The sequence below is a fragment of the Acinetobacter sp. 22301 genome (assembly GCF_052045285.1).
In the GTDB taxonomy this organism is placed as follows: domain Bacteria; phylum Pseudomonadota; class Gammaproteobacteria; order Pseudomonadales; family Moraxellaceae; genus Acinetobacter; species Acinetobacter pittii.
Map to the genome: position 1 here is coordinate 134735 of NZ_JBQEOR010000008.1, position 12446 is coordinate 147180.

At 34.3% G+C, this 12446-nt stretch carries 9 protein-coding genes; all 9 read right to left on the reverse strand.

The features are described from left to right. Positions 1–15: 15 nt before the first annotated feature. Positions 16–705, reverse strand: coding sequence for a hypothetical protein (locus ACTJJH_RS13215; protein ID WP_416698022.1), 690 nt, complete (start codon positions 703–705; stop codon positions 16–18). 689 nt (positions 706–1394) lie between these two features. Then, a complete protein-coding gene (locus tag ACTJJH_RS13220; RefSeq protein ID WP_005304006.1) occupies positions 1395–2300 on the reverse strand; it encodes a tetratricopeptide repeat protein in 906 nt (301 codons plus the stop codon). A 16-nt stretch (positions 2301–2316) separates the two neighbouring features. Next, entirely contained in the window at positions 2317–3093 is a 777-nt protein-coding gene (locus ACTJJH_RS13225) for a putative type VI secretion system effector (RefSeq protein WP_005304004.1), read from the reverse strand. A gap of 51 nt (positions 3094–3144) precedes the next feature. Further along, positions 3145–3879, reverse strand: coding sequence for a putative type VI secretion system effector (locus ACTJJH_RS13230; RefSeq protein WP_081399337.1), 735 nt, complete (start codon positions 3877–3879; stop codon positions 3145–3147). Between the two features lie 10 nt (positions 3880–3889). After that, positions 3890–6643 carry a T6SS effector BTH_I2691 family protein gene (locus ACTJJH_RS13235; RefSeq protein ID WP_282497087.1) on the reverse strand — a complete coding sequence of 918 codons (2754 nt, stop codon included), beginning with the start codon at positions 6641–6643 and terminating at the stop codon, positions 3890–3892. Further along, positions 6636–7556 carry a hypothetical protein gene (locus ACTJJH_RS13240; protein WP_440601262.1) on the reverse strand — a complete coding sequence of 307 codons (921 nt, stop codon included), beginning with the start codon at positions 7554–7556 and terminating at the stop codon, positions 6636–6638. The genes ACTJJH_RS13235 and ACTJJH_RS13240 overlap by 8 nt, the downstream gene beginning before the upstream one ends. 1 nt (position 7557) lies before the next feature. Beyond that, entirely contained in the window at positions 7558–10185 is a 2628-nt protein-coding gene (locus tag ACTJJH_RS13245; protein ID WP_440601263.1) for a type VI secretion system Vgr family protein, read from the reverse strand. A gap of 214 nt (positions 10186–10399) precedes the next feature. Continuing rightward, positions 10400–10990 (reverse strand): PoNe immunity protein domain-containing protein, encoded by a 591-nt coding sequence (locus ACTJJH_RS13250; RefSeq protein WP_250629476.1) that lies wholly within the window; start codon positions 10988–10990, stop codon positions 10400–10402. 270 nt (positions 10991–11260) lie between these two features. After that, positions 11261–12244 carry a PoNe immunity protein domain-containing protein gene (locus ACTJJH_RS13255; RefSeq protein ID WP_202732636.1) on the reverse strand — a complete coding sequence of 328 codons (984 nt, stop codon included), beginning with the start codon at positions 12242–12244 and terminating at the stop codon, positions 11261–11263. Between the last annotated feature and the right edge of the window lie 202 nt (positions 12245–12446).

Below are 12446 nucleotides of genomic sequence, written 5' to 3' on the forward strand. Positions count from 1 at the left end.
AGATTCTATTCCGGATTATTTAATTAAAGGGTCAAAAGGCGAACTTTTTGATTTATTAACAGTGGCTGCAGGTGCAGTTTTAGGTTTTACTGTAGTCGTCTTTGCTGGGCTTGATACTCGTTTATTTGACGTTCTAGAAGCACTCGCTTTATTACGTGTTACATACTGTTTTTTATAACTTCTTTTTTCATTATCAGCTGAGCTACTTTCTGAACTCGCTTTAAAACTCGATGGGTCCGGGGCAGGCATAGCAGTATGAATATTTTCAATTAACTGCTTTGCAGGAGGATAAGTCACATCATTGCTTAAATATCTCATTTCCTGAGTACGCATTTGCTGCAAAGAATTATTTGCAATGCTCACACCAGATAAAAACAAGACATCTGTTATTAATGAACCGCGTATATTTTGACTTTGCAATTGACTTGCTAAATTCAATGCTTTAACTGGTTGATTGGTTTGATAAAACCGCATAGCAGCTTTAGCTAATAAATCATTTTTTTGAGTTGCATTATCGCTATCACAAACTTGTTTAAAAATATTCAATAGCTCAGGATCATTTTGACCTTCTGCTAGAGGGTTCTTCTTAATACAACTTTTTTTAAGTTTTACAGGCTCTAGTTCTGCTGCTTGAGCATATGATAGACCGATAATGTTTCCAGTCAGAAAAAGTATCAAAATACTTCGTTTCAACACAACTTTCATTCCTCTGTTTTCTTATTTATTCAAGGCTTTACCGAAAAGTTAATATTCTTAAAACATTAAAAAATCAGTCTAAAAACCTTATATTCAAAAAATTTAGGCACAGTTTATCATATAAACAAACATATTTTATATAAAAATCATATCAACTTAAACTAAAAGTAAATAGTTAAGATGCTTATAAAATATAGCTTAATAAAGTTATTCTTATAAAAACATAATATTGTTATTTTTTGTAATTAAAAACAAGTTGTTGAATTTAAACAATTAAATAAAAATTAAAACTAAACTAAAAATTATCATAAATATCACTTAGTTAAGATTTACGAAACATTTTCTTAAAAAGATTTTAGTTGATTTAAAAGATAAACAAACTAAATGATTGTAAAAGATACATTTCAAATTTATGAAAGTGGAAACTCAAAATTAATAAAAATAAAATTGTCAAGACTAATCGGTCTATTTAGTATATTTTTCATTTCACTTAGTGAGAACAGTAGAACCAATACCCCCTAGTTTTATGAATAACCATCTTTCTCTTAAGGTCAAGTTCTTAGATAGTTCAAAACCACACTCAATATCAAGAAAAATAAACTATTTGGCGTTATAGTTTTAAAGAATATTGCGAGTTTTAAGTTAGAGAAAAATAAAAAGACCTTTCCACTCAAAAGAACTTTTATTTAAGTATAAATTTATATTTTAGACTTCCAATAATTAGCTTTTTCAGGACTAAATTTTGAACTACTATCATCCGAATAAATATTAAATAACAACTCTGCTCCAGATTTATTTCCATTGCGTACAGCCATTTCTGCATATCGTATTGATTCATCTAAATTCTGTTTCATACCTGCACCATTATAATACTTAAGAGCAGTATTATATTGCGCTAACGCATGTCCATGATCAGCAGCGCGTTTAAACCAGACAAGTGATTGAAGCGGATCTTGCTCTACACCATCACCTCGCTCATAAGCCAAGCCTACATTGTTTTGTGACTCAAGATCTCCCTGTTCAGCAGCTTTTAATAACCACTTAAAAGATGTTTTGATGTCTTTCTCGACACCATCACCTACATATAATTGAGCAGCAACTACCGTCTGGGATTGTATGAGTCCTAATTCAGCAGATCGAATAAAATATGTAAAAGCTTTTGCTCTATCCTGTTTTACATTTAAACCTTTGTAATAGGCCAACCCAACATTGTGAATTGCGGAAGGATTTCCCTTTTTAGCTCCTTCTTCAAACCAAATTAAAGCTTTTTGATCATCTTTTTTAACAACTTCATTGCCATTTCGATAAATCAGTCCTAATTGAAGCATGGCATTTGAGGAGCCTAGTTGTGCAGATTTTTCAAATAGTTCCAATGCTTTCTTTTGATCAAATTTTTCACCTTCGCCTGTGGCATACATAGATGCTAATACAAAAATAGCCTCTGCATCATTTGCCTTCACAGCCTTTTCCAGATCATGTTTAGACTTGTATTCAGACACATCTTTATAATCTTTAGTCAAAGTTCCGTGAGTGTGTTCTTCTTTGTCTTGAGTGCATGCAGATGTGAATAATATTAAGGTAATGACAAACAATCTAAGCTTCATTAATTAACCTTTTACTTCAAAAATTTTTCTTATCAAAATAATCTTCTGGATAAGGATCTTGGCCTTTTAAATTTTTTCTATACTTCATTACACTAATCTGAACACCATTATCAGTTAAAAAATCATTATAAAAATCCTGCTCTTTAGGATTTTCAAAACCTAATTTTTCAAATATTTGTTCAGATAAATTGCCAAAATTCTCATATGATTTTCGAAAACTAAAATAATTTATGAATGCAGAAAATGAAACTGAAATAAAAAATGTTATAAGCACTGCCTCAAAGAAGAATATTATACTCTCACCAGAATAATCAGAAGAAGAGATAAAACTAAATATAAGTATCACCATGAACAAGCCAAATGACAGAGCACTAAAAAAACAAGTCTGCATCATAATAGCTCTATATCCCATTTTTACTGAACGACCCATTTCATAGATCATATACAATAGACCTGATTTAGGATCAACAATTGCATAAACTTGATGACGTCCATCAATAGTTTTTTCGCTAATTACAGCAATCAATTCGTCATTTTCTTCAAAACGTGCTGTCGTAAATTGCCCTACTAATGGATACTTATCTATTTCACCTATAAAAGTTATACCATCTTTTGCTTTTCCAGCCATTAATAAAATAGGTGAGCTTGTAAGTAAGGAGCTGCTTCCAGCAAGTACACCTGCAAAAGCGGTACCTGCTGCGATGTCGCCCACATCCTGATTTACAGGTATTTTAGATTTGGCTTTATCTAGAGAATGGATTGGGCCCTGAACCAGTTGAAGATGTAATTTCAAAATCTTTACCTTTAAATAACCTTTTAGCCTTTAGTTATTGGCCCCATTCTTTTATTTTTGCTCTATATAGCTTTCTGGATATGGATCACTTTCAATAACTTTTCTATATTCATATACGGATTCTAGTAACAAATGATCTTTTTCACTCAAATAACGACTTGGCAATAAAAAAACCTCTTGCGGATCTTTAAAGCCATACAAACTAAAAATTTGTTCTGACTTTTCTGAAAAATGTTTTAATGAGTTGGATGCATTTTTAATAATAAAAAATAAAATAAAATAAAATAAAATAGCCACTCCTAAAAAAATTAATATATCAACCTGATTAAAACCTCTTGCCCAAAAATAAATTAAAGATCCTAATAAAATTGTTATTGCGTACCAAACATTTCTACCTTTAGCTATAGAAGTCTGATGAGCTTTAACAGAAGCTCCCATCCCAACCTGCATATGAAGTAAGCCTGTTTTAGGGCTCAATACTGAATAAAGTTCATACAAATTTTTTTCAAGACGTCTTACGACACAAATGACATATTCATTATGTTCAAATAACGCACGATGGAATTGCCCTACGCAAACTTTACCATCGATTTCCATAACAACTGATTTGACATGTAAACGACTACGTGAAGCGAGAAATACAGTTTGTGCAGACAATGAAACATTTTCTGCCACACCACTCAAAATCGCTGAAGATGCAATTTGAGCATCACCAGACTTTCCAAATGCACTTAAAGAGTCATCATAAATCTCTAATCTTTGAATGCGACCTTCAAATTTTAACATCTCATACATTTTAAACGCTCACTATCGCTTTCATAAACTCTTCATATTCTTCATCTGCAGTTTGGAATTTTTTTTCATTTCTAGATGTAGATTTAAATATTGACTCTTTTTTAGGGTCAGATGCTAATTTAAAAGCTGTTTTTTGACACCAATCTTCCATTGCATCATCCAAAACATATTTTTTAAGTAAAATTTCTGCGCTAATTAAGCCTAATGTTATAAGATTCAATCCAGCAATTACTCGAGCACTCATTAAAAATGCGACTAGAGCATTCGCTGTGAATTTAGTTAAAACTCTTTTAATTACTGCATTTTTGCTATGTTGTAAAATAGCACTAGCTAATACACCTGCCTGTCCAATTGACAAGCCTAAGTTGATCAAAATTCTGGTAAATAACATTGTTTGGATAACAAGTGAGTTCGTCTCTTTTAAGGTTTTTGAATCTACATATAAACCAGTTATTCCACCTAAAGTTCCAAGACTTCCAGCAGTTAATCTAAATGCTGCTGCAGAGGCCGCTGCACCTGTGGCAGTTCTACGGCTCCAACTCTCACCTAACATATCAAATGCAACAGCAGATACCGAGAACATCGAACCTACTAATTGTACGGATAGCTCTGGCTTATCTTTAATATCAGATTTCCAAGCATCATATTGGAAATAAAAATTCAGTAACTCAAAAACACCTACGATAGCAAGTATTCGATTTTTGGTAATATCAGGTTGCCCTTTAACTGCTAAGGATACTGAGTTTTTAATTTCTATCGCCCTAGTATTTCGATAAGTATAAGTCATACCACTTTGCGGTAAAGACGAAATTGCAGCAGCTCTAAATTCTAGGTTATACATCAATCTCATCAATGGGATTTGTTGAGCCAAATTTCCTGATCTTAAATATAACAATTGAGCTGTATGACGTTGAGCACCTTCACGCGCCATTATAGTAATTGTACTAATATTTATTGTTCTTAAACGTATATCACCAAACTCTTTTAGAGCCGTATTCAGCATCAAAGATATCCAGTAGAACAGTTTATCTGGCCATTTAAAATCATTTGCCGAGATAAATTTTTTCCCCTCAATACTACCCAACCAACTATCAAAGGCAGCATCGGCTGCGGTAAACATACTAAAACTCTGTTTACTATAATCCAGTAAGTCTTTTGCTGAACTTGGACTTTCAAATATCTTGGCATACTCATCCATCAAGACTTTGTTATTAAAACAATAGGCTCTCAAGAATAGGTTTTTATCCAAAACTTTTTTTTCACATATCCATTTATTAAGTAAATCTTTCCCTTTTTGCAATAAATTCATTCCATACATTAAGTCCATAATAACCGCATGAAAAATAAAGCCATTGCTTTCTTTCGGTGTTTTACCCTGTTTCAATTCCTCACTCTGGTCAAAATAGAACAGACCTTTTAAAAGATTAGAAGAAACCAGCCAGTTATAATGATCATCTACATAGCGAGCCGCAGCAGCATAACTCTCTTCCGATTTCTTATCGACATCCTTACGGAACTTTTCCAAGCCATTCAGATCTAACTGTGCTTGATACTTTTTCCATGCATGATCGCCATCCACAGTCGCTTGTTTAACAGCCTCTGCTCTCTGTTTTTCAAGTTCGGCTGCAGCTTTTGCAGGCGCATTTTTTTCGAAATTTTTAAGATTCTCAAGTCCCTTTTTATCACCCATACGTTCAGCTCTTTGAATCGCTGCTTGAAGATAAGGTTCTGTAATTTTCTTCCTTTGCTGTTCATTTGAATCAATAATTTTGAACTTTGCCTGAATAGAGTTTGCAACTAAGTTTTGCTTCATATTATCAATCAAAGTCATAGTTTGAAGCTTATGTTCGTTGCTAAAGCCGTCTTTATTTTCTTTTAAGAAACTATCAATCTCTTTAAAGCTTAATATATTACGATCTTCATTTAATTTAGAAGTAATTCCAATCGGATCATAAAGCGCAACACCAATATGCTCTTTCGGTTTCTCACTAAATTTCTTGTTTATTGCTCCCCAACGAGCAGAACCATATGATTCTAATGGCAATGCAACAGCACTTAACTGGGCACTAGAAAGACAATGTTGCTGGACAGCTCCTTTTGTTACATCAATTTTTTGCCAGTAGCCTGAAGTCGCATACTGATCAGCATTTTTTTCAAATTGTTCTCTCATTTTTTTGGTGAGTGGAGCGTGAGCATGAAGCAAATAGACCGTCTGGGCATCATCATTATTTATAGAAGGAATGGTAATTAAAGAAGCGTTAGCACTATGTCCAGCTTTATTGCATGCAAAATCTTGAGCAACAATTGGAGCTTTACCCCCTATAGCAAACTCCTGATGAAACCCCTTCTTATTAGTAATATACGCAACCCACTCTTTTTTCCCTGATTTTCTTTTTATGAGTAAGTAAATATATCCTGAATTAATCATTCGAACTGTATATTTATATTCCTTAAGTGAAACATTAGTAACATTGGCCCCTAATTGTGCCGGTAATGGTTTTACTCCTAAACGAGCTACCGAATATTTAAGAGGTAATATATTTATACCTGTAGGGCGACAAAAGTTAGTACATTCCTTTTTAGACATCTGAGTGACTGGTATTTTATTATTCTGAGTCGTCGATGCAGCAGCCTGCTGACTAATTTTGCTTGGATTTGGACTAACGCCTAACTTTTGAACTACTTTCTGCTCTTGTTGTGCTGGCGTCCCAAATTTTTTCATTTGTTTCGCAAAAGTCGGTTTATCATTAGCCATGGTAGCTCTCTTTACATTCTCTTATAACTTGTGAATATTGATTTTCTTCTAAATAGTCCATTGCTTTGGTAAATGAGTTGGCCTCACTTCTATCAACCCAATAATGATCAAGTATGGCTGAAATCAAACGACTTTTTATAAAATTTCTATGCAAAATAACGGAATACATTCCATAAGCAATAAGATCCGTTACATGTAAAATTCCATAATGTGTTATTGCGTGATGAAGTGAATCCAATATCACATCCTGACGAATCAACAACTTCTCGTCATATATAAGAGATTGTTTAATCACCGTATTCGACAACTCAATTAAATCTAGTTTTGCTGACTCAGCATTTGTAAAAGTAAGAGGAAAAAGCGACCTTTTTTCCTGAATTTTCACCTCATACAAACCGTTAAAAAAAACAAAATGCCAATTCTCTAAAAATGATTCAATTCGTTCGCTTTTCTTATCAATTATTGCGGGCAAGTAAACCAACACTCGTGGATCATACCAACGAAAAATAAATTTATTGTTTGTATCTTTTGCAATAACAAGTTTTTTAAAAGTTTGAACTGCAATTTTTAGATCAACAATTTTGCTAAATCCATGAATAAAATAACCATCCTCATTTTGATCTAAATTCATTAATAATGTATGAGTAATAAAGTCTAATGAATTTGCTAGATCTTCTTTCACTTTTATTTTTATAAAGAAAAGAGCTGGACGGCTATTTTTTTTAGCGCCAGCTGCAATCTCTATTGGTTCCAATTCATAATCTTTTAACTTTTCGATAAACTCATCAAAAAATCCATTCAATAAAGTCTCATCACATAAAAAACTAATATGACCATTTTGTTCAAATAGGTTTGAGATTAAATTACTTAACTTTTTAGAATTTAATTCATCTTTAGAAAATAAAAGCTTCATCTTAGTCTAATATCACTTTTGCTGATCCATTTTGAGCAGCTTGAGTCTGTTTAGCAGAACAGTCTGGTAAATCTAATGCAGGTGGATTTATTGATGATCCTCCCATAAACAAATGCTGCCCTGCTTTCACCTCAAGCTTACCGCCCGTAACAGGGAAAATACCCGAACCATTCAACTTAACTTGAGATCCACTTACAGTCAGATTAATTTCAGTTGGGCTAGTAATAAAAACCGTGTCTTCAGTTGAAGTAATTTGTACGCCTTTTCGAGCAATGACATCTAAGGCATCACCTTGCGCCTGAATTTCTACTTTGCCTTGGCCCGCAAAAAGTCGAGCACCCTCCTGAGCGGCAAATAGACTAATCTTTTGGCTCGCATGACTTACTATATTCTTTTGTGTACTAATATTAATACTATCTCCAGCACTTTGAGTGAGCTGACCATTTGCACTGAGATGTATATCTTCATTACTACTTACAGCAATACTTTTTGGAGATGCCAGCAGCATCACTGCTGATTGAAACTCAGCAGCTTTTTTAGGATCTTCTTGTTTAAGAACTTCTAGGAAAGTCTGAATATTCTCAAGCATATCTAAGGGATCAGTTTGCTGATTTTTAGCAACTTCGCTGAGTGACTTAGCATTATTGAGACCGCCTTCGATTTGTTGCTTAGCCTCGCTTGCATCAAGGTGTACACCTTGAGCTTGGTCCTGCTTGTGGGTACTAACAAGTAAGCCACTGCCTGCTCTTACTGCGCCCCATTGATCAGTTCTGAGTTCAAAACCCTCACCACGACCTTCACTCTCTGACTTGTCTTTAGGATGGCTTAAGTTACCCAAGTTTAGCTGACTTGCAGCATGGCTACTTTGTAGCTGGGCACTGATTTGCCCTGTCGTGTCATCAAAACGTAGCTGATTAAAGCCTTTATCATCGACTTCTTCTGAGCGGATACCGCTGAGTTTTTTAGTGTCGGGTAACTGGCCTTTTTGGTCGAATTGCGTTGGGTAACGTTCAGCCTCATGAATACGGCCCACCACAAATGGACGATCAATGTTGCCATCAAAGAAGTCAATCACCACGATCTCGCCCACGCGAGGCAAGAAACGTGCGCCATAACCCTCACCTGCCCATGGGGTTAATACATCGACCCAAGCCGAGTCGGTGTCATTATCGTTACTTCCTGCTCCACCATCATGGCTATGGTCATCAGTTCGGGTAAATAGGAAACGAACCTTAATGCGTCCCCACTGGTCGACATGGATACTTTCGCCCTCTAAACCCACTACTCTAGCGCGCTGCGGGTAAGCTGCTGGTCGGTGCTCTAATGGGTTATACTCAGGAACAGTTTTAATATTTCTACGCGACAAGATGAGCTCATTACCCTGACGCTCAGTCTGGTCATTTAGCCCTGATTGATTGTTTTGCCATTGGCTTTGACTAAAAAGTTGTTTGATTTGCTGTCGCAAATCTTTAGGCAAATTATTTTGTAAATAGAAGCTTTTCCCAATAATCAGAAATTCTTTGTCTGATCCGCTATGCGTATCTATTTCTGGATGTTCATTCAATTCAAACCAATAGCCAACTTGCGCATCACGTACCGTGGTTTGTGCATGAAAGTATTTTGATTGAAATGAATAGTAATCAGATAGATTTTGATTGAGTTTTTCTAGCTGCTGGTGACCCGATGCGGTAGCTTCATCTTCACCTTTTAAATCTTGCATCCAAGCAGGGCTGACATGCCATGCATGTTCTAGACTTAAACTCGCATTATCCTGATTAGCACTATGACTATGCTTTGACTGAACACTGCCCATGCCTTCTTCTTGACTTAAAGCATCAGCCTGCCAGCGTTGTACATGCACGGCTGTAGATTGCAAGCTTCGAGTTGGCACAAGACTCGTCATACTGTCTTGTTGTTCAACTGCGCTACTGCGGTGATAACGGATATTTCTTCGGTCTAATGCTAAATATGATTCATTATTATCAATTAAACGTAATTTTTGCGGTTGAATTTCATTCGAGCTATCAGCGACCCAAAGCTGAGCTTCATCAACCAACCAGTTAATGCCTTCACTACGCCAAAGTCGAGTTAAAAACTCATAATCCGTTTCGTTACTTTGCATGATAAAAGGTCGAACATCGTAGTCTTGGCTTAGGTTTTTTAAATCCAAAGTTAAGGCAGAAGCAAACAACGGGCTTTTGTTCTGCCACTCAGTAAATAGAATTTCAGTAATGTCCCGTACACTTTTATTCATAAATACACGGCTATTTCGGCGTTTATGCCATAGCGCGGTCGGGTCTTGTAATCCCAACTTATACAATGTTAATGAACCATCACTCTGCCCCTGACTGGCTTCTGTAATAATTCCTGTAGTTCTAAATAATTGCCCCTGATCAGTGACTTGATCGACTGCAACCTGACAACCAATAAATTGTTTTAATGAAATTTGGGCATTGGTAGAAAGACAAAATAAATCGGCAGTCAGTCCTTTATTTAGCTGATGCTGCCCTTCAATACTTTGTAAAAAGACTTTAGTATTCAACGATGGATTAGAAAACTGAACATGAAGCACGCGTTTTTGCGAGCTGATACCCAAATCTTCTAGGATTCTATGTATATGAGATAACATCTTTTTTATGAAAACTTTGTCAGGATTGGCATTATTTTATAAAATACAGAAACATCTGTCTATTTTATAAAGAAAAACTTAACCATATGAATACACGAATAAAGCTATCTTTTAGTCGTAGATAATTTATTTTAATAAAGAGAGTAATTAGAATACATTACTTATATAAAACCCCATTAAATAATGGAGTTTTTTTACTTATATATTTTAATTTTTATTCTTCTGTTTCAAACTGCCAGTAAACCTCTCCCCAGTCTTGTTTTTTAATTTCTGGAAGAATCTCTCCAGCATTAAAGTATTGTCGAGAATTATTACTAGCTACTGTAAACCAATAACCCGATTGAGGAGCCTTCTCACCTGCTTTAATCGCTACTCTATTATAATTATTTAATAAATTTTCTTCTCCTGCTGTTGGATTGAATGAATGATAGAAAGCAATTAAATCTTTAGGATAATAAAGATAATCGTATAATTCTTTATCATCATTTATTTCCAATAAAATAACGGAACAAGCAGCTTCAAAAGACCAATACCCATAATATCCACCATCAGCTTTATGGGTGTCATGCCAAGGTGCACCTGCTAAATCTTTATACCATTTCTTTAAAAATTTATGTAAATGCTTCATAGAAGCCTTATTATCTTGGTTTACAAAAGCATTTGAAAGCTCAAAGTAAGGCTGGGGGAAAAGAACATCAGAACAGTCAAAACGATTATCATCAGAAAAAGCTAAAAATTCTTCAACGATCCAGTCTTTACCTCCATTTTCTTGAGACTCCCCATCTACTAATTTGGCAACACGCATCAATAAGTCATTTCTTTTTAATAAATAAAAAAGACTAATTAACCAAATATATAAGCAATAATCATTAAGCAACTCTAAATCAAAGACACTAAAATTTGGATCTTTATAATAAGTTCTTTGCTTTTCAGATAAAATATTAAATAAATTTATAACACTCTCAAAATCTACACGTAAGTGATCAATAGATCTTCCAGCAGTATAGTCTAGATAAATAGATCAAATTAATATCTTGCAGCTATTGTAGATAAGAATGCCTTATTTGGCATTCAATTAATTCTCACCATCCCAATACCAATATACCTCACCCCAGTCCATTTCAATAAGTGTGGGAAGAACTTCATCCTGAACAAAATACCGGCGTAAATTTGGCTGTGCAGGTGTTTGCCAATAACCAGTTCTTGTACATTTCTCCCCCCCTCTTAATTTTATTTGTATTACATCATCATTTAATGCTTTTATTTTTGTTTGATTACGAGCCCACTGTACAATATCTTTAGGATAAAATAGATGTTTATATAAAGAACTATCATCTAAATCAAGTAAATAAACTAATGCAGCTGCTTCAAATGCCCAATAACCTACATAGGAACTTTTATTTTCTAAATCCAAGTGACTATTATACCAAATTTCATTTCTATTCATTTGATACCAATTTGATAAGTATTCATCCAAAAGCTCGACTGAATGTTTTTTATCACTTTTTACTAAAACATTGTCAATCACATCACATAATTTAGCGTAACTTAAGGAAAACAAATTTCCTTCATTTATAGTTGGATGAGTAGAATCATTTAACTTAAAAAATTTATTAATAATTTCATCTTCGCCTGTATGACTATCTCCCTCACCATTAACTAAAGAATGAACACGGAGAAAAAGATCATTGCGATGTAGTAAAAAAGCAAGGCTTAATACATTTAAAGTTTCATTTTGGCTAGTAATAACAGAAGGTTTTTCTGATTTATGAAAAAGAGCCAATGCTTCTGATTGCTTTTCATAACCATCGATAACTTTTTCAAATACGGGGATAAGTTCTTGTATAGAATGTCCAGCAGTATATGTAAGATACAATAAAGAAGTATATATATCTGTAATTGCAGTCCAACGACTTGCTTCACCACAATTATATTGATCATCTTCAAATGCATCACTTTCTAGATATAGAGAAATTCCTTCCTCATTGTATTCTTTAGTTTTTAAATAATAATCTTCAGTTAGAAATTGCTGCCTACGTTGGTCTGTGGAGTCTGACACTACTTAGCTCTCATTTTTAATAAATTAATTTTATTTGGTATGATCATTTTAATGTTCGCTCGAGTAACTCGATTGTTTAAAGCTTCATCAATCTTTGCAGCTCCCCAAAAGTTCAATGGGTATCCATTGCTGCATTACTTTCAATCCCTCTGGTAATTTGATCAGGATTATGTAAGGCTGCTATCAAATTTTATTTGAAGAA

What these genes read in the sequence shown, in the direction of transcription:
- ACTJJH_RS13250 (WP_250629476.1), bottom strand. Translation starts at nt 10,990, where the DNA reads ATGCGTGTTGCCAAATTAGTAGATGGGGAGTCTCAAGAAAATGGAGGT.
- ACTJJH_RS13215 (WP_416698022.1), bottom strand. Translation starts at nt 705, where the DNA reads ATGAAAGTTGTGTTGAAACGAAGTATTTTGATACTTTTTCTGACTGGA.
- ACTJJH_RS13230 (WP_081399337.1), bottom strand. Translation starts at nt 3,879, where the DNA reads ATGTTAAAATTTGAAGGTCGCATTCAAAGATTAGAGATTTATGATGAC.
- ACTJJH_RS13220 (WP_005304006.1), bottom strand. Translation starts at nt 2,300, where the DNA reads ATGAAGCTTAGATTGTTTGTCATTACCTTAATATTATTCACATCTGCA.
- ACTJJH_RS13240 (WP_440601262.1), bottom strand. Translation starts at nt 7,556, where the DNA reads ATGAAGCTTTTATTTTCTAAAGATGAATTAAATTCTAAAAAGTTAAGT.
- ACTJJH_RS13245 (WP_440601263.1), bottom strand. Translation starts at nt 10,185, where the DNA reads ATGTTATCTCATATACATAGAATCCTAGAAGATTTGGGTATCAGCTCG.
- ACTJJH_RS13235 (WP_282497087.1), bottom strand. Translation starts at nt 6,643, where the DNA reads ATGGCTAATGATAAACCGACTTTTGCGAAACAAATGAAAAAATTTGGG.